Genomic DNA, 17,930 nt, shown 5'->3' with positions numbered 1-17,930 from the left:
CGTGGTGGAGGGCCGCGCGGACGACGAGCCCGAGCTTCCAGCTCGGGTGCGACCGGCGCCCCTGGGGTCCGTACGGCCCTGTGCGGGATGAGCCGGACGGCGAGAGGCTGGAAACCGGGCTCGCCGGATACCCGGATGCCTGGAGGCCCGGAGAAGGGAGACCGGTGATGAGCGGTCCTGTCGTCGTGGGCGTGGACGGATCGGAGTCGAGCCTGACCGCCGTGGAGGTCGGCGCGCGTGAGGCCGCCCTGCGCGGTGTGGGGCTCCGGCTGGTGCACGCCTTCGGTTGGCCGTCGGTCCATGTGCCGCCCGGGGTGCCGCCCTGGAGCCCGTCGAGCGCCGGAGTGCGTGAGCTGATCGACGGCACGCTCGCCGAGGCGGAACGGCGGGCGCGCACGCTCGCACCCCACGTGGACATCGCACGCGAGGTCGTCGTCGGCGAGCCGGTCATGGTGCTGCAGCTCGAAACGCGGACCGCCTCGCTTGCGGTCGTCGGCAGCCGGGGCCTGAGCCGCTTCGGCAGCCTGCTGCTCGGATCCACGGCCGCCCACCTGGCCGCCCACGCCGGCTGTCCCGTCCTGGTCGTACGCGGCCGACCCGACCCCGCCGGTCCGGTGCTGCTGGCCGTGGACGGCTCGCCCCAGGCCGAGCCGGCCGTCGAGTTCGCCTTCGCACACGCCTCGCTGCACGGCACCGGACTGGTGGCGCTGCACGCCTGGAACACCCACACCGAACGGGTCTACGAGTCCCCGGGCGACCCGCCCTTCGTCACCTACGACGAGGACCGGCTGCGCGACGAGGAGGAGCGGGTGCTCGCCGAAGCCCTCGGCGGCCTGCGCGAGAAGTACCCGGACGTCGAGGTACGGCGCCGGCTCGTACGCGGCCGGATCCGCCACACACTGATCGACGCCAGCGCGGACGCCGGTCTCGTGGTGGTCGGTGCGCGCGGCAGGGGCGGCTTCACCGGGCTGCTGCTCGGCTCGGTCAGCCAGGCGGTACTGCACCACGCCCACTGCCCGGTCGCCGTCGTACGCGCGGGCGGCGCATGACCGGGCGTCGGCATCGGCATGGCCGGATCGGGCCTGTTGTGAGCCGCTTACAGGCTCGCCGCGTGGTCCGGGACATAGTTCTGCAGATCGCGCGGCGGGCGCTCGTAACCGGTCGACGGCGGCCGTTCCGGCAGCTCAAGGACCGGCGGCGGCACGTCCTTGTACGGCACCGAGTCCAGCAGGTGGGCGATCATGTTCACCCGGGCGCGGCGCTTGTCGTCGCTCTCGACGACGTACCAGGGCGCCTCCGCGATGTCGGTGTGGACCAGCATCTCGTCCTTGGCCCGGGAGTACTCCTCCCACCGGGTGATCGACTCCAGGTCCATCGGCGACAGCTTCCAGCGCCGCAGCGGATCCTCCAGGCGGCGCCGGAAGCGGTCCTGCTGCTCCTCGTCGCTGACCGAGAACCAGTACTTGCGCAGCAGGATCCCGTCCTCCACGAGCATCCGCTCGAAAATGGGGCATTGGCGCAGGAAGAGCTGGTACTCCGCCTTGGTGCAGAAGCCCATCACACGCTCGACACCGGCCCGGTTGTACCAGCTGCGGTCGAACAGCACGATCTCCCCGCCGGCCGGGAGCTGCTCCACATACCGCTGGAAGTACCACTGCGTGCGCTGCCGCTCGGTCGGCTTGGGCAGGGCCGCGATCCGCGCCACGCGCGGGTTGAGGTGCTCCGTGACCCGTTTGATGGTGCCGCCCTTGCCCGCCGCGTCCCGCCCCTCGAAGATGACGACGAGACGGGCGCCCTCGGCACGCACCCACTCCTGCAGCTGCACCAACTCCGTCTGCAGGCGCAGCAGTTCCTTCTCATACGTCTTGCGCGGCAGCTTCTCCGCCTTGTTGCCGGCCATGCCGCCTCCCACCGCCCGACGACCCTGTCGATGATCCGGTCGATGACTTAGGAGTCCCCCGATGTCCGAGGTCGAACACCCGAACAGCACCGTACTGACCGACGACGAGCTGCGCACCCTGGACGCCCACTGGCGCGCGGCCAACTATCTGGCCGCCGGACAGATCTACCTGCTCGCCAACCCGCTGCTGCGCGAGCCGCTCAGCGCCGAGCACATCAAGCCGCGGCTGCTCGGGCACTGGGGCACCTCGCCCGGCCTGAACCTCGTGTACACCCACCTCAACCGGGTGATCAAGGCGCGCGGCCTCGACGCGCTGTGCGTGTGGGGTCCCGGGCACGGCGGGCCGTCGGTGGTCGCCAACTCCTGGCTGGAGGGCAGCTACAGCGAGACGTACCCGGATGTCAGCCGGGACGCGGAGGGCATGCGGCGGCTGTTCCGGCAGTTCTCCTTCCCGGGCGGGGTGCCCAGCCATGTGGCGCCCGAGACCCCCGGCTCCATCCACGAGGGCGGCGAGCTCGGCTACGCGCTCTCCCATGCCTACGGTGCCGCCTTCGACAACCCCGGCCTGGTCGTCGCCTGCGTGATCGGCGACGGCGAGGCGGAGACCGGACCGCTGGCCGCTTCCTGGCACTCCAACAAGTTCCTCGACCCGGCCCGCGACGGCGCCGTCCTGCCCGTCCTGCACCTCAACGGCTACAAGATCGCCAACCCGACCGTGCTCGCCCGGCTGCCCGAGCCGGAACTCGACGAGCTGCTGCGCGGCTACGGCCACGATCCCCTGTACGTCTCCGGCGACGACCCGGCCGTGGTCCACCGCGCCATGGCCCAGGCCTTGGACACCGCTCTGGACCGCATCGCCCGGATCCAGCGCGGCGCCCGTGAGGAAGGGGCGACCGAGCGTTCGAGGTGGCCCGTCATCGTGCTGCGCACCCCCAAGGGCTGGACCGGCCCCGCGGAGGTCGACGGCGTACCTGTCGAGGGCACCTGGCGTGCCCACCAGGTCCCGCTCGCCGGCGTCCGCGAGAACCCCGAGCATCTGCGGCAACTGGAGCAGTGGCTGCGCTCGTACCGGCCCGAGGAGCTGTTCGACGCCGACGGCAGGCCCGTCCCGGACGTCCTGGCGTGTCTGCCGGAGGGCGACCGCCGTCTGGGCGCCACCCCGCGCGCCAACGGCGGCCTGCTCGTACGCGAGCTGCCGCTCGACGACCTCGACCGGTTCGCCGTACCCGTCGACAAGCCCGGCACGACCCTGCACGAACCGACCCGGGTCCTCGGCGACCTCGTCGCCCAGATCATGCGGGACACCCAGGACCGCCGCGACTTCCGCGTCGTAGGCCCCGACGAGACCGCCTCCAACCGGCTCCAGGCCGTCTTCGACAGCAGTGGCAAGGCATGGCAGGCCGAGATCCTGCCCGTCGACGAGCACCTCGACCGGCACGGCCGGGTCCTGGAGATCCTCTCCGAGCACACCTGCCAGGGCTGGCTGGAGGGCTACCTCCTCACCGGCCGGCACGGGCTGTTCTCCTGCTACGAGGCCTTCGTGCACATCGTCGACTCGATGGTCAACCAGCACATCAAGTGGCTGAAGACCAGCAGGGAACTGCCCTGGCGGGCGCCCGTCGCCTCCCTCAACTACCTGCTGACCTCACATGTGTGGCGCCAGGACCACAACGGCTTCTCCCACCAGGACCCCGGCTTCGTCGACCACGTCCTCAACAAGAGCCCGGAGGTCGTCCGGGTATACCTCCCGCCGGACGCCAACACCCTGTTGTCCGTCGCCGACCACGCCCTGCGCAGCCGCGACTACGTCAATGTCATCGTGGCCGGCAAACAGCCCTGCTTCGACTGGCTCTCCATGGACGCGGCCCGCGCCCACTGCGCCCGCGGCGCCGGCATCTGGGACTGGGCGGGCAGCGAGAACGGCGGCGAGCCTGACGTGGTCCTGGCCTGCGCGGGCGATGTGCCCACTCAGGAGGTGCTGGCCGCCGCCCAGTTGCTGCGCCGCCATCTGCCCCAGCTCGCGGTCCGCGTGGTCAACGTCGTCGACATCGCCCGGCTGATGCCCCGCGAGGAACACCCGCACGGCATGACCGACTTCGAGTACGACGGCCTGTTCACCGCCGACAAGCCGGTGATCTTCGCCTACCACGGCTACCCCTGGCTGATCCACCGCCTCGCCTACCGCCGCAACGGCCACGAGCACCTGCACGTCCGCGGCTACAAGGAGTCCGGCACCACGACCACACCCTTCGACATGGTCGTCCGCAACGACCTCGACCGCTACCGCCTGGTCATGGACGTCATCGACCGCGTCCCCGGCCTCGCGGTGCGCGCGGCGGCCGTACGCCAGGACATGGCCGACGCCCGCACCCGCCACCACGCCTGGATCCGCGAGCACGGCACCGATCTGCCGGAGATCGCGGAGTGGAGCTGGGGCTCCTGAGAGCGCATGGGTGAATGCCCCGCGTCCGAGGACTGCCGTGGCCGCTGAGCGGGTACCCAGCGGCCCATGGCGGTGGACAGCAGGACCGAGCGGCCGCGTGCGGCGCGACCGAGGCCACGGACGACGCTCGGCCGGGCGTTGCTGCGCTGGGCCACCACGACCGATCACAAGGTGATCGGCAATCTCTATTTGACGACCGCCTTCGGCTTCTTCCTGCTCGGCGGGATTCTCGCGCTGCTGATGCGGGCCGAACTCGCCCGGCCGGGGCTCCAGTTGGTCAGCAACGACCAGTACAACCAGCTCTTCACCGTGCACGGCACGGTCATGATGCTGCTGTTCGCGACCCCGCTGTTCGCCGGATTCGCCAACGCCGTCATGCCGCTGCAGATCGGCGCCCCGGACGTCGCCTTCCCGCGCCTGAACGCCCTCTCGTACTGGCTGTACCTCTTCGGCGGCCTGATGGTGGTGTCCGGCTTCCTCGTGCCCGGGGGAGCGGCCAGCTTCGGCTGGTTCGCCTACGCCCCGTTGAACAGCGCCGTGCGCAGTCCCGGTTCGGGCGGGGACCTGTGGACCATGGGTCTGGTGGTGACCGGCGTGTCCACCACGCTCGGCGCGGTCAATTTCATCACCACCATCCTGTGCCTGCGTGCCCCCGGCATGACCATGTTCCGGATGCCGATCTTCACCTGGAACGTGCTGTTCACCTCGATCCTGATCCTCCCGGCCTTTCCGGTGCTCACAGCCGCCCTGCTCGCCCTGGAGGCGGACCGCAGGTTCGGTGCGCACATCTACGACCCGGCCAGCGGCGGCGCGCTGCTGTGGCAGCACCTGTTCTGGTTCTTCGGGCACCCGGAGGTGTACATCGTCGCGCTGCCGTTCTTCGGGATCGTCTCCGAGATCATTCCCGTCTTCAGCCGTAAGCCGATCTTCAGCTACCTCGGCCTCATCGGCGCCACCACCGTCATCACCATGCTGTCCGCGGTGGTGTGGGCCCACCACATGTTCGCGACTGGCGCCGTGTTGCTGCCGTTCTTCTCCCTGATGTCGTTCCTCATCGCCGTCCCGACGGGCATCAAGTTCTTCGCCTGGATCGGCACGATGATCAAAGGCTCGCTGTCCTTCGAGACACCCATGCTGTGGTGCTGCGGCTTCCTGGTGACCTTCCTGCTCGGCGGCATGAGCGGCGTCATCATCGCCTCACCACCGCTCGACTTCCATCTCACCGACTCGTACTTCATCGTCGCCCACCTGCACTACGTCCTGTTCGGCACGGTGGTCTTCGCGATGTTCGCCGGCTTCTACTTCTGGTGGCCCAAGCTCACCGGCAAGTTCCTCGACGAACGCCTCGGAAAGATCCACTTCTGGACCTTGTTCATCGGCTTCCAGACCACCTTCCTGGTCCAGCACTGGCTCGGCGAACAGGGCATGCCCCGCCGCTACGCCGACTACCTGGCCGCCGACGGCTTCACCCTGCTGAACTCCATCAGCTCCATCGGCGCCTTCCTGCTGGGCCTGTCCACGCTGCCGTTCCTCTACAACGTCTGGCGCACCGCCCACCACGGTCAGCGCGTGCACACCGACGACCCCTGGGGCTACGGCCGCTCCCTCGAATGGGCCACCTCCAGCCCGCCCCCGCGCCACAACTTCACGGCGCTGCCCCGCATCCGCTCCGAGTCCCCGGCGTTCGACCTGCACCACCCGGACATCGCCAAGGAGGGCCGATGAGGACCGAGTCCCGCCTGTTCATCGGCGTCGCGGCCTTCTTCCTGGTCACCGCCGTCGGCTATGGCTGGCGCTCCCGGGAACCCGCGGGCACCGCCGTGCTGACCGTCGCGTTCCTGATGGCCGCGCTCGTCGCGTTCTTCCTGCACATGCAGTACCGCAGGCGGGGCCTGCGCGCCCAGGACCGCCACGACGCCGAGATCGCCGACACCGCCGGACCCCTGGACTTCTTCTCACCGCACAGCCCCTGGCCGATCGTCATCGCCCTCGGCTCCGTCCTGCTCGCCCTCGGGATCGTGTACGGCCTGTGGCTGGCCCTGCTGGGCCTGGGCGTTCTCGCGGCCGGGGTGTTCGGCCTGGTCTTCCAGTACGCCGGACGCGACGCTCAGGGCTCCAACTCGTCCTCGCGCGAGCGCCGTCCGCCCGTGTCGTAGCCGTAGGACTTCAGCACGTACCGCCGCTCCTCGCCGAGCGGTACATGGCTCTCCTCGTAGCCGCCCGCGATGGTCTGCCGTACCTCGCCGGTCTCCTCGCCCTTGTCCAGCCGCTCCTGGTCGGCCTCTTGGAGCGCGAGGCACACGCGTCGGGTCACCATGTGGGCGAGCGGCGGCAGCAGGAGCAGGCCGATGCGGAAGACCCAGGTCAGCGAGTTCACGGAAACCTTGAACGTCTGGGCGACGATGTCGTTGCCGCCGGCCAGGAGCAGCACGCCGTAGAAACAGACCGCGGCGGCGCCGAGCCCGGTGCGCACCGGGTTGTCGCGGGGCCGCTCGCACACGTGGTGTTCCCCCTGGTCGCCGGTGAACCGCCGCTCGACGAACGGGTACGCGTAGAGCACGGCGAACAGGGCCCCGGGCAGGACGACCGCGGGCAGCAGCACGTTCCACATCACCGTGTGCCCGGCGACCGTCGTCTCCCAGGGCGGTACGAGCCGCAGCGCACCCTCCAGGAAACCGACGTACCAGTCGGGCTGCGAGCCCGTCGACACGACATCCGCACGATAGGGGCCGTACGCCCACACCGGATTGATCTGGGCCACGCCCGACAGGACCGTCAGCGCCCCGAACACCATGAGGAACAGGCCGCCCGACGAGGCGGTGAACCGCGGGAACATCGGCCGGCCCACGACGTTGCGCTCACTGCGGCCGGGCCCCGCCCACTGCGTGTGCTTCAGATAGAAGACCAGCAGGAGGTGCAGGGAGATCAGCGCGAGCAGCAGTCCGGGAATCAGCAGGATGTGCAGCGAATACAGCCGGGGGATCAGATCCTCGCCCGGGAACTCGCTGCCGAAGGCGAAGAAGCTCAGATACGTCCCCACCACCGGGATCGACATCATGATGCCCTGGGCGATCCTCAGACCCGTCCCCGACAGCAGGTCGTCGGGGAGCGAGTAGCCGGCGAAACCTTCGGTGAGCGCCAGCACGAACAGCGTCACACCGATCAGCCAGTTGACCTCGCGGGGCCGCCGGAACGCGCCCGTGAAGAAGACCCGCAGCAGGTGCACGCCGATCGCGGCCAGGAACACCAGGGCAGCCCAGTGGTGAAGCTGACGGATCAGCAGCCCGCCGCGCACGTCGAAGCTGATGTCGAGCGTCGAGGCGTAAGCCTCCGACATGCGGATGCCGTCCAGCGGCCGGTACGAGCCGTGGTAGACGACCTCCGACATCGACGGGTCGAAGAACAGCGTCAGCCACACACCGGTCAGCAGCAGGACGACAAAGCTGTACAGGGCGATCTCGCCCAGCAGGAACGACCAGTGGTCGGGGAACGCCTTGCGCAGCAGCCCCCCGCCCTTGTAGATCGACAGACGTCCGTCCGCCCAGTCGGCAGTGTGTTCCGAGGCGTGACGCGCCCGCGCGGCGGCCCGGGCCCTACTCGTCCTCCACAGCACGGATCACGAGTGCCCTGACCGCCGCGCCCGGAAACGAAGAGTCACCTACGATCACCCTTCGGCTTGCCCCGCTGGTCCGGGGTGCCGTGCGGCGGTGGGCTGAAGGGCTGCGACGAGGTCGCGGGGGAGACCGGGGATCCCGAGTGGCCCTCGCGCTGCTCCGGACGCAGGGCGCCGGGGTCGCCCGCGGTGGGCTCGGAGCCCGACTCCAGCTGCTCCAGCCGGTTGGCCAGCAGCTCGGTGACCGGCAGCCGGTCGGCGTGCGAACGCTCGTACGCCAGCAGCTCCTCGACGTCATCGGCGCTCAGTGACCGTACGCGGCTCTCCAGCCCGCCGATCGGCAGATGGTCGTAGTCGGGCAGGGGCAGGGTGTCGCGGTCGGCCATGGTTCTCACTTCCCTCGGGATGGATTCCGCAGGTGTGCGTCAGTTTCCGCCCGGGCCGCCGCTGCCGAAGGAACCGCTGCTGCCCTCGTTCCAGCGGCGCCGTTTGCGCTCCGGGCTCGGCCGGGAGGGGATGTTGCCGTGGGCGGGCATCTCGTGCGGCGTCAGCCGGTGCTCGCTCCTGGGCACCTCGTCGGGCTCCCGGTTCTGCAGTTGCTCATGGACGGGGCCCTCGTCGGGCAGCCGGGGCTGCTCCTCCGGGCGCGGCGGGGCCGCTTCGCGGCGCCTGATCCGTCCGCCCAGGACGAAGGCACCGAGGAGCACGGCCACGACGACCACGCTCGCGACGATCAGTCCGATGCCGAGGGCGCCGCTCTCGGCGGCCAGGTCCAGCCAGGTCGTGTTCATGGGCTCGCGAGTACCCCTCGCGCCCGCGGCGAATCTGGTTTGACGCCCCTCGCGACGGCTACCCGCACCCTGTGACCTCGACAACTTCGCAGCAGCAGCTCTTCCAGTACCTGGAGGACCGCTTCGCGTGCGCGCAGGCGTGCACCGAGTGTGCGCGCGCCTGCGCGCTGCGCGCCAGCCTGGCGGAACCGGACGGGACGGCGGAAGAGGAACTCGTACGGCGTAAGGGCATCATGTGCGCCGAGGTGTGCGACGCGACCTGCCGTGTGCTGTCCGAGCAGGGCCTCACGGACGAGGACGGCGTCCGCGTCCAGCTGGAGTGGTGCCGCACGGTGTGCCTGGAGTGCGCGCATGTCTTCGACGGGTGGCCCGGGGCCGAGGACGGCGCGAAGGCGTGCCGTGAGTGCGCCCAGGCGTGCACGGACTTCCTGGAGACGCTGACGTGAGGCGCGCGGTGTCTCCTGGCTCGGTGCCTTCGATGTGAGGCGTCACCGGCATTCCCAATTTCTGTAACACGTTCTACGGTGTGCGCCGTCAGGACCGGCCGAGGGGAACCCTGGAGGCGCCGTGCATCTCGACCACACGCCCGAGCAGCAGCGGCTGCGCACCGAACTGCGCGCCTACTTCGCCGAGCTGGTGCCGGACACGGCCCACGGCCGCCACACCGACCCCGCAGCCCAGAAACGCTTCTACCGCGAAACCATCCGGCGCCTCGGCGGAGACGGCTGGCTCGGCGTGGGCTGGCCCAAGGAGTACGGCGGACGCGGCCTGAGCGCCATGGAACAGTTCATCTTCTTCGACGAGGCCGCTCAGGCGGGCGTACCGCTGCCGCTGATGGCACTGAACACCGTCGGCCCCACGATCATGCAGTTCGGCACCGACGAGCAGAAGACGTACTTCCTGCCGCGCATCCTCTCCGGCGAACTCGACTTCGCGATCGGCTACAGCGAGCCCGACGCCGGCACCGACCTCGCGTCCCTGCGCACGCGCGCGGTGCGCGACGGCGAGGAGTACGTCGTCAACGGGCAGAAGATCTGGACGACCAACGGCGACACCGCGGACTGGGTCTGGCTGGCGGTGCGCACCGACCCGGGCGCCCCGCCGCACAAAGGCATCACCATGCTCCTCGTCCCCACCAGCGACCCCGGCTACTCCTGCACCCTGATCAACACCCTCGCCGGCCATGACACCACCGCCAGCTACTACGAGAACGTCCGCGTCCCCGTCTCCCGCCGCGTCGGCGCCGAGAACCAGGGCTGGCGGCTGATCACCAACCAGCTCAACCACGAGCGCGTCACCCTCGCCGCCCACGGCACCATGGCGATCCGCGCCTTTCACGACGTCCAGCGCTGGGCGACCGAGACCAAGCTCGCCGACGGCCGCCGCGTCGTCGACCTGCCCTGGGTCCGCCGCCGCCTCGCCCGGACCCACGTCCGCCTCGACGCCCTGAAACTCCTCAACTGGCAGATGGTCCAAGCCGTCCAGGACGGCACCCTCACCCCCCAGGACGCCTCCGCCGTCAAGGTCTACGGCTCCGAGGCCCGCCGCGACGCCTACGCCTGGCTCATGGAGATCGTCGCCGCACCCGGCGCCCTGAAGGAGGGCTCCGCGGGCGCGGTCCTCCACGGCGAACTGGAGCGCGGCTACCGCTCCGCCGTCATCTTCACCTTCGGCGGCGGCAACAACGAGATCCAGCGGGAGATCATCTCCTGGATCGGTCTGGGGATGCCGCGCGTTCGGCGTTAGCCTGCGGACATGGGCGATCCCGGACTGTTCACGCCGGACTCCGTCACCTGGCAGATGCACGGCGACCCCATGATGTGGGTGGCCGGTGTCAGTGCGCTCTATCTTCAGGCCCTGCATCCGCGCGCGGTGCGGGGCGTCATGCAGAACTCCGACTTCCGGCGCGACGCGTGGGGGCGTCTGCTGCGTACCGCCAACTTCGTCGGCACCATCACCTACGGCACCACCGCGGCCGCCGAGAAGGCCGGCGCCCGGGTGCGCAGGATCCACAACAAGCTGCGGGCCGTCGATCCCGACACCGGCGAGGAGTACCGGGTCGACGAACCCGAGTTGCTGCTGTGGGTCCACTGCGCCGAGATCGACTCCTATCTGAGCGTCATGCGCCGTTCCGGACGGCGGCTCACCGACGCACAGGCCGACCGGTACATCCGTGAACAGCGGGTCAGCGCACGGCTGGTGGGACTCGACCCCGACGCCGTACCGGCCGACCGGGCCGAGCTGGCGGCCTACTTCGAGAAGGTGCGTCCCGAACTCGCCGCCGGGGCCGAGGCGCGCGCGGTGGACGACTTCCTGCTCCGCCCGCCGACGCACCTCCTGCTCGTTCCGGCGCGGGAGCTGGTGTGGCGGCGCGTGGCGCAACTGGCGTACGCCGCTCTGCCGCCGTACGCCCACGAGCTGTACGGCAGAGCGGCACCTCAACCCGCCACCGTCACCCGTCAGTTGCGTGCCACAGGCATCCTGCTGCGCGGTATTCCCGCCCAGCTGCGCTGGCAACTCCCGCCCAAACACATCCTGCGCGCCATGGCGAGGCTCGGACCGGGTGCGCGCCCGGCACCGTACAAACTCGGACGATAGCTCGCCATACTGGACGAGCCAGGGGCGGGCGGGGGACCACAGCGACGGGGGCGAGCGCGGGAGATGGGGGACAGCAGGCTGATCCAGGGCCGGTACCGGCTGCTGGATCTGATCGGCCGCGGCGGCATGGGCGAGGTGTGGCGGGCGCGCGACGAGTCGCTCGGCCGGCATGTCGCCGTGAAGTGCCTCAAACCGCTGGGCCCGCACCACGACCAGTCGTTCACGCGGGTGCTCAGGGAGCGGTTCCGCCGGGAGGCCCGGGTGGCCGCGGCCCTCCAGCACCGCGGGGTCACCGTCGTCCATGACTTCGGGGAGTCCGACGGCATTCTGTACCTCGTCATGGAGCTGCTGGAGGGGCGTAACCTCAGCCAGCTCCTGGAGGACAACAAGCACCATCCGCTGCCCGTGCTCGCAGTCCTCGACATCGCCGACCAGGTCACCGCGGCCCTGGCCTACACCCACCAACAGGGCATCGTGCACCGCGACCTGAAGCCCGCGAACATCGTGCGCCTCACCGACGGCACCGTGAAGATCTGCGACTTCGGCATCGCCCGCCTCGGCGCGGACATCGGCTTCACTTCCCGGCTGACGGGCACCGGCATCGCCATGGGCACCCCCCACTACATGTCCCCGGAACAGATCGGCGGTTCGGAGGTCGACCAGCGCAGTGACCTGTACTCGCTGGGCTGTGTGCTCTACGAGATCGCCACCGGCGTACCGCCCTTCGACCTCGACGACGCCTGGGCGGTCCTCGTCGGCCACCGCGACACCCCGCCGCGGCCTCCGCGCGAACACCGGTCCGAACTCCCCGAGTTCCTGCAGGAGATCATCCTGGCCCTGCTGGCCAAGAGCCCCGAGGACCGGCCGCACGACGCGCGCGAGGTGGGCCGCCGCATCGGCGTCGGCCGCGGCACACCGACGTACGTGCCGACCGTCCTCACCCCGCGTCCCGCGCTACGGCCGCCCGAGCCCGTCGGCCGCGAGGCGCGGCTGCCGTCCTGGACCCAGGGCATGACCACCGGCCACAAGGCCACCGGCGCCGGACTGTGCGCCGCACCCCCGGACGCCGGGGCCGGTCTGACCGGCGAGTGGATCCCGCGCCCCGCCGCCGGCCGGCCCGAGGAACCCGACGTCCAGAACCCGCCCGCCCCCGACCCGGCTGCGCTCACCGCGCTGGCCGGCCGGCACAACGCCGGGCTCAGCCTCGGCCGGCTCGGGCGCTGGGCGGAGGCGGGGGAGGTGCACCGGGCGGTCGCCGCCGAGCGCGAGCACCTGCTCGGCCCCGACCACCCCGACACCCTCGCCAGCCGCCGCGAGGTCGCCGTCGGCCTCGGCTGGCTGGGCCGCTGGCCCGACGCGCTCACCGAGTACCGCAGGGTGGCCGCGGCCCGCGAACGCGTCCTGGGCCCGGCCCACCCCGACACCCTCGCCAGCCGCAACGACGAGGCCCACTGCCTGGAACAACTCGGCCGCGCCGCCGAGGCGGTGGAGCTGTACCGAAGGGTCGCGGCGCTGCGGCAGCGGGGGGCGTCGGGCGGGCACTGAGCGGGTGCCGCCGGGCGGGGCGGGCCGTCGTGGGGGCACTGAGCAGGTAGCGCCGGGCGGTACGGCTGGGCGGTGCCCGGGGGTTGGGGCGTTGGGCGGGCTCTGGGCAGGCGGGGTGGGCCGGTCGGGCGGTACGGCTGGGCGGTGCCCGGGGGTTGGGGCGTTGGGCGGGCTCTGGGCACGGTTCGGGCAGCGGCCCGAGGGCCAGGTCGGCCAGCGGATCCCGGGCCTTCACCTCGTCATGGAGGTCGAAGCCCCACTCGGGCACGGCGGATCGGTCGTCGGGGGGCGGCAGTTGGTCGCCGTGGTCGTGGAGGAGGTCCAGCAGACGCTCGTACTCGTTCAGCGCCCGCCCACCGGCCTCGGCGCGCAGGACCGGCCAGGGCGTGCGCACGATGCGGGGCACTGAGCACCGTCGGGGTGCTCCAGGCGTTGCAGGGGGTTGGCCTCGCCGCGCTCGGCCAGCTCCGTGAAATAGGCGGCCCGTAACCGGTGCAGGGACCGCTCAGGTTTCCGCTTGTCGAGGGCAGCGGTCAACGCCCCGCCGCGCCGGAACAGATCCAGCGACTCCTCGTCCGGGCCCCGCGGGCACTTCGCCGCCTCCAGCAGCTGGTTCACGGCCATGCCGCCCAGCCCGCAGCGCGCCGAAGCGGTGGCGAAGTCCGCCCGCAGCGCCCGCACCATGGGGTCGTCGTCGGCACCCTCGGGCAGCGGGCCTTCGCTCTTGCCGCCCGCCGCCCGGGACGCCTCGTACTCGGCCTCCCTCATCACCGTCCACGCCGTGAACGGCAGACCCGCGAAGAGCAGCGCCACCCCGTACGCATGGCGGTGCTCCGGACCCGCCTCGGCATGCCGCTCAAGCGCCGTCACCACACGCCACGCCTCGTGCCGGTCCCGGCTGACCCGCTGGGCCACGGCCGCGCTCTCCGGAAAGGCCCGCGCCGAGAACGGCACGCGCCACGCCGCCGACGGATCCCGCATGCGCGCCCCCTGGCGCCGAGTGAGCCAAGTGATCTCAGCAAGTGATCTCAGCAAGTGATCTCAGCAAGTGATCTCAGCAAGTGATCTCAGCCAGTAGAACGGCGCCGCAGGTCCGGCCGGTTCCCCAGTCCGGCAACTGATCGGATGTGACCGGACCTGATCGCTCCGCAGCCCTGGCCGACCTAGATCACCTCGTGTTACCAAGAACCATGCCTGCACACGAGGGACACCCGGGACATCGCGCGTACGACGCCGTCATCGTCGGAGGAGGCCACAACGGCTTGGTCGCCGCCGCCTATCTGGCCCGGGCCGGCCGGTCCGTGCTGGTGCTGGAGCGCCTGGACCACACCGGCGGCGCCGCCATCTCCACCCGTCCCTTCGCGGGCGTCGACGCACGGCTGTCCCGCTACTCCTACCTGGTCAGCCTGCTGCCCAAGAAGATCGTGCGGGACCTCGGCCTGGACTTCCGGATCCGCGCCCGCACCATCTCCTCGTACACCCCCGTCGAACGCGCCGGAGAGGCCACCGGACTGCTGGTCGGAGGCGGCGAGCGGTGCACCCGGGAAGCGTTCGCCAAGCTCACCGGAGACGAGCGCGAGTACGCGGCCTGGCGGCGCTTCTACGGCCTGACCGGCGAGGTCGCCGAGCGGGTCTTCCCCACGCTCACCGACCCGCTGCCCACGCGCGAGGAGCTGCGCCGCCGCGTCGACGACGAGGAGGCCTGGCGGATCCTGTTCGAGGAGCCGATCGGCGCCGCGATCGAGGACCGCTTCTCGGACGACCTGGTGCGGGGCGTCGTCCTCACCGACGCCCTCATCGGCACCTTCGCCGACGCCCACGACCCGTCCCTGAAGCAGAACCGCTGCTTCCTCTACCACGTCATCGGAGGCGGCACCGGCGCCTGGGACGTACCCGTCGGCGGCATGGGCGCCCTCACCGACGCCCTCGCGAAGGCGGCCCGAGCGGCCGGCGCCGTCGTCGCCACCGGCCACGAGGCCGTACGTATCGACACGGACGGCGCAACCGCCGAGGTCACATATCGCACCGCCGACGGCGAGGGCGTGGCCGCCGCGCGGCACGTCCTGGTCAACGCCTCCCCGCAGGAACTGGCCGCGCTGACCGGCGGCACCTCGCCGGAGCCCGCCGAGGGCGCGCAGCTCAAGGTGAACATGCTGCTCAAGCGGCTGCCCAGGCTCCGGGACAGTGCCGTCGACCCCCGCGAGGCGTTCTCCGGGACCTTCCACATCGCCGAGGGCTACGAGCAGTTGGCCACCGCCCACGCCCAGGCCGCCGCCGGTGAACTGCCCGCCGCCCCGCCCTCGGAGATCTACTGCCACTCGCTCACCGACCCGACGATCCTCGGACCGGACCTCGTCGAGCGCGGCTACCAGACCCTCACCCTCTTCGGCCTGCACACGCCCGCCCGGCTCTTCGAGCGGGACAACGACGCCGTACGGGAGGAACTCCTCAAGTCGACGCTGGCGCAGCTCGACGCCCAGCTGGCCGAGCCGCTCGCCGACCTGCTGGCGACGGACGCGGAGGGACGGCCCTGCATCGAGGCGAAGACCCCGCTCGACCTGGAGCGCGACCTGCGCCTGCCGGGCGGCAACATCTTCCACCGCGACCTGTCCTGGCCCCACGCCCAGGACGGCACCGGCCGCTGGGGCGTGGAGACGGAGCACCCGAACGTCCTGCTGTGCGGGGCGGGCGCGGTGCGCGGCGGCGGCGTGAGCGGGGTGCCGGGACACAACGCGGCGATGGCGCTGCTGGAGCAGGGCGAGGCCTGAGGGGGCAGGGCCTGAGGGGCGTGGCCTGACGGGGCGAGGCCTGAGTCGTCAGGCGGCCGCCATGCCGCCGTCGACCCGCAGCACCGTGCCCGTGACGTAGGAGGCACGGTCGCTCAGCAGCCAGGCGGCCGCCTCGGCGACCTCCTCCGGGGCGGCGGCGCGGCCCAGCGGCGTCCGGGCGTTGAACTGGTCGATGATGCCGGGCGTCCGCGCGTCCCACTCGTGACGCATCTCGGTGAGCGTGGTGCCCGGCGAGCCGGCGTTGACCCGGATGCCCTCGGGGCCGTACGTGGCGGCGGCGGACGCGGTGAGGCTGTTCACCGCGCGCTTCAGGCGCCGCACGACGGCACCCAGCGCATGGACGTGCCCGGCTGACCCTCAGTCCCGTGCCGCGGTCCAGCCCACCGCCGTGATCCGGGCCGCGTCGGCCGGTCGCGCCTCGTCGAACAGGACTCCGTCCAGGCCCTCGACGCGCAGCCCGTCCACATAGGCACCCCGGCCCACATAGAGCCGGTCCGTGGCGTACCGCCAGCGCAGCGAGAGCCGCCCGGCGGCCGGGAGGTCCGCCGTCAGCCGGTGCCAGACGCGCCCCGACCAGCCGGTGACCGTGCCCGACGGATGGTCCTGCTCGCTGTGGCGCGCCGTGGTGAACGGCACCGGCAGCCAGGTCGCACCACCGTCCGCTGCGGCCTCCAGCACGAGGACGTCGGCCTGCGGCTCGGTGTCCCACCACAGGGCACAGCGCAGCCGCGCCCCGCCCGCCGAGGTGTCCAGCGCGGGCAGCGCGAGCGTTGCGGTCGTGGAGCCGGCCATGCCGGAGAACCAGGCGGTACGGCCATGGCGTGGGCGGACCGGGACGGCTCGCGCGAGATTGTTCGCGGCAGCCACCCGAGGCGCCGAACCGGACCGCCAACTGCGCACCGGGTGCACCGAGTTGCCGAGCATCACCAGGAACGAGCCGGTCGTCGGGTCGAGGACCAGCGAGGTGCCGGTGAACCCCGTGTGGCCCGCGGTGCGCGGAGTGGCCATGGCGCCCATGTACCAGTGCTGGTAGAGCTCGAAGCCGAGACCGTGCTCGTCGCCGGGGAAGGCGGTGTTGAAGTCGGTGAACATCAGCTCCACCGACTCCGGTTCAAGGATGCGCGTCCTGCCGTACGCGCCGCCGTTGAGCAGCGTCCGGCCGAGCACCGCCAGGTCCCAGGCGCAGGAGAACACCCCCGCGTGCCCGGCGACGCCGCCGAGGCTGAAGGCGTTCTCGTCGTGCACTTCGCCCCACACCAGCCCACGGTCCAGTCCTGACCAGGGCTTGCGGGCGTCCTCCGTGGCGGCGATCCGGGGCTTCCAGGAGGCGGGCGGGTTGTAGCGGGTGCGGTCCATGCCGAGCGGGCCGGTGATGTCCTCGCGCAGGAGCGTGTCCAGCGGGCAGCCGGTGATCTTCTCCAGCACGAGCTGGAGCGAGATCAGGTTCAGGTCGGAGTAGAGATAGCGGGTGCCCGGTGGATCGAGCGGGGCCTCGTTCCAGATGAGCTTGAGCTTCTCCTCGTAGGTGGGCGCGTTGTACAACGGGATCCAGGCGCGGAACCCCGAGGTGTGGGTGAGCAGTTGACGGATGGTCATGTCCTGCTTGCCCGCCGCCCCGAACTCCGGCAGATAGGAGGCGACCTTTGCCTCCAGCTCCAGCGCGCCCCGCTCGATCTGCTGAACGGCGAGCATCGAGGTGAACAGCTTGGACACCGAGGCGAGGTCGAAGACGGTGTCCTCGGCCATCGGGATCTGCTGGTCGGCCGGGAACTCGACGCCGGTATCGGTCTTCTCGTCGTACGCCGCATACCGCACCGCCATACCGATCGGCTCGTGCAGCGCCACGGTGCCGCCCCGGCCGGCGAGCAGCACGGCGCCCGCGTACCAGGGGCGCTTGGGGGAGGGGCCGAGGAACGCCCGGGCGTCGGTGCCGAGTTGGCGGAGGTGGGCGGGCAGGAGACCGGCCCGCTCCGGGGAGCCGTACCGCAGAGTGCTGTGGCCGGAGGATGCGGCGGCCGCCGGTCCCGCCGGGAAGGGGGTGATGGCCAGGGCGCCGCCGAGGGCGAGGGCCCTTCGGGTCAGTTGACGCCGGGTCAGGCCGTGTCTGTCGTCGGTCATCGAGATTCCTCCCGCGGGTCCGCCTGAAAGTATCTTTCCGGGATCACCGTGCGCGCTGAAACTTTCGTGTCATACGGGGGTCGTGTCAACCAGGCGTTCGCCGCAATGGATCTGAAGGGCGGTCAGGAATAAA

Annotated in this window: 14 protein-coding genes and 2 pseudogenes; 9 read left to right on the top strand and 7 right to left on the bottom strand. The window is 71.2% G+C overall.

From position 1 onward, the window contains the following. The first annotated feature begins 167 nt into the window (after positions 1 to 167). Positions 168 to 1,049 carry a universal stress protein gene (locus RMT89_RS25975; RefSeq protein WP_315886198.1) on the top strand — a complete coding sequence of 294 codons (882 nt, stop codon included), beginning with the start codon at positions 168 to 170 and terminating at the stop codon, positions 1,047 to 1,049. Positions 1,050 to 1,096: 47 nt separating this feature from the next. Here RMT89_RS25975 and ppk2 read toward each other — a convergent pair whose 3' ends face one another. Next, entirely contained in the window at positions 1,097 to 1,900 is an 804-nt protein-coding gene (gene ppk2 / locus RMT89_RS25970) for a polyphosphate kinase 2 (RefSeq protein WP_315886197.1), read from the bottom strand. Positions 1,901 to 1,961: 61 nt separating this feature from the next. Between ppk2 and RMT89_RS25965 the strand changes: the two genes are divergently transcribed. From RMT89_RS25965 to RMT89_RS25955, 3 genes are all read left to right on the top strand, one after another. Beyond that, positions 1,962 to 4,343, top strand: coding sequence for a phosphoketolase family protein (locus RMT89_RS25965; protein ID WP_315886196.1), 2,382 nt, complete (start codon positions 1,962 to 1,964; stop codon positions 4,341 to 4,343). Positions 4,344 to 4,409: 66 nt separating this feature from the next. Beyond that, positions 4,410 to 6,068: a cytochrome c oxidase subunit I gene (ctaD, locus tag RMT89_RS25960; RefSeq protein ID WP_315886195.1), complete on the top strand. Its 1,659-nt coding sequence runs from the start codon at positions 4,410 to 4,412 to the stop codon at positions 6,066 to 6,068. Continuing rightward, entirely contained in the window at positions 6,065 to 6,499 is a 435-nt protein-coding gene (locus RMT89_RS25955; RefSeq protein WP_315886194.1) for a cytochrome c oxidase subunit 4, read from the top strand. The genes ctaD and RMT89_RS25955 overlap by 4 nt, the downstream gene beginning before the upstream one ends. Here the strand turns inward: RMT89_RS25955 and RMT89_RS25950 are convergent. The 3 genes from RMT89_RS25950 to RMT89_RS25940 are packed head-to-tail and all read right to left on the bottom strand — an operon-like array spanning position 6,451 to position 8,747. Further along, complete coding sequence (locus tag RMT89_RS25950) at positions 6,451 to 7,956, bottom strand: cytochrome b N-terminal domain-containing protein (protein ID WP_315886193.1); 1,506 nt, start codon at positions 7,954 to 7,956, stop codon at positions 6,451 to 6,453. The two genes, RMT89_RS25955 and RMT89_RS25950, sit on opposite strands and share 49 nt — an antisense overlap. Before the next feature lie 41 nt (positions 7,957 to 7,997). After that, positions 7,998 to 8,342 carry a hypothetical protein gene (locus RMT89_RS25945; protein ID WP_315886192.1) on the bottom strand — a complete coding sequence of 115 codons (345 nt, stop codon included), beginning with the start codon at positions 8,340 to 8,342 and terminating at the stop codon, positions 7,998 to 8,000. Between the two features lie 39 nt (positions 8,343 to 8,381). Then, complete coding sequence (locus RMT89_RS25940) at positions 8,382 to 8,747, bottom strand: DUF6479 family protein (protein ID WP_315886191.1); 366 nt, start codon at positions 8,745 to 8,747, stop codon at positions 8,382 to 8,384. A 71-nt stretch (positions 8,748 to 8,818) separates the two neighbouring features. On the opposite strand from RMT89_RS25940, the gene RMT89_RS25935 reads away from it, so the two are divergent. The 4 genes and pseudogenes from RMT89_RS25935 to RMT89_RS25920 form a co-directional block, all read left to right on the top strand. Further along, the gene (locus RMT89_RS25935; protein WP_315886190.1) at positions 8,819 to 9,193 is read left to right on the top strand and encodes a ferredoxin; all 375 of its coding nucleotides are present in this window, start codon (positions 8,819 to 8,821) and stop codon (positions 9,191 to 9,193) included. Positions 9,194 to 9,314: 121 nt separating this feature from the next. Further along, the gene (locus tag RMT89_RS25930; RefSeq protein ID WP_315886189.1) at positions 9,315 to 10,493 is read left to right on the top strand and encodes an acyl-CoA dehydrogenase family protein; all 1,179 of its coding nucleotides are present in this window, start codon (positions 9,315 to 9,317) and stop codon (positions 10,491 to 10,493) included. A 9-nt stretch (positions 10,494 to 10,502) separates the two neighbouring features. Next, positions 10,503 to 11,345: an oxygenase MpaB family protein gene (locus RMT89_RS25925; RefSeq protein WP_315886188.1), complete on the top strand. Its 843-nt coding sequence runs from the start codon at positions 10,503 to 10,505 to the stop codon at positions 11,343 to 11,345. 63 nt (positions 11,346 to 11,408) lie between these two features. Beyond that, positions 11,409 to 12,887 (top strand): annotated as a pseudogene (locus RMT89_RS25920) (protein kinase); the annotation flags it as partial. A gap of 345 nt (positions 12,888 to 13,232) precedes the next feature. Here RMT89_RS25920 and RMT89_RS25915 read toward each other — a convergent pair. Beyond that, positions 13,233 to 13,871 carry a hypothetical protein gene (locus RMT89_RS25915; RefSeq protein ID WP_315886187.1) on the bottom strand — a complete coding sequence of 213 codons (639 nt, stop codon included), beginning with the start codon at positions 13,869 to 13,871 and terminating at the stop codon, positions 13,233 to 13,235. 209 nt (positions 13,872 to 14,080) lie between these two features. Here RMT89_RS25915 and RMT89_RS25910 point away from each other — a divergent pair, with 209 nt between their 5' ends. Further along, positions 14,081 to 15,658 (top strand): NAD(P)/FAD-dependent oxidoreductase, encoded by a 1,578-nt coding sequence (locus RMT89_RS25910; protein ID WP_315886186.1) that lies wholly within the window; start codon positions 14,081 to 14,083, stop codon positions 15,656 to 15,658. Positions 15,659 to 15,706: 48 nt separating this feature from the next. Here the strand turns inward: RMT89_RS25910 and RMT89_RS25905 are convergent. Together RMT89_RS25905 and RMT89_RS25900 are read right to left on the bottom strand one after the other, a co-directional pair. Further along, a pseudogene (locus RMT89_RS25905) lies at positions 15,707 to 15,988 on the bottom strand (SDR family oxidoreductase); the annotation flags it as partial. A 48-nt stretch (positions 15,989 to 16,036) separates the two neighbouring features. After that, positions 16,037 to 17,797 carry a serine hydrolase gene (locus RMT89_RS25900; protein ID WP_315886184.1) on the bottom strand — a complete coding sequence of 587 codons (1,761 nt, stop codon included), beginning with the start codon at positions 17,795 to 17,797 and terminating at the stop codon, positions 16,037 to 16,039. Positions 17,798 to 17,930: the final 133 nt, after the last annotated feature.

This window comes from Streptomyces sp. P17 (assembly GCF_032436805.1).
Lineage (GTDB): Bacteria > Actinomycetota > Actinomycetes > Streptomycetales > Streptomycetaceae > Streptomyces.
Note: the sequence above shows the minus strand (reverse complement) of the source record. Positions and strands in the feature narration are given on the sequence as shown.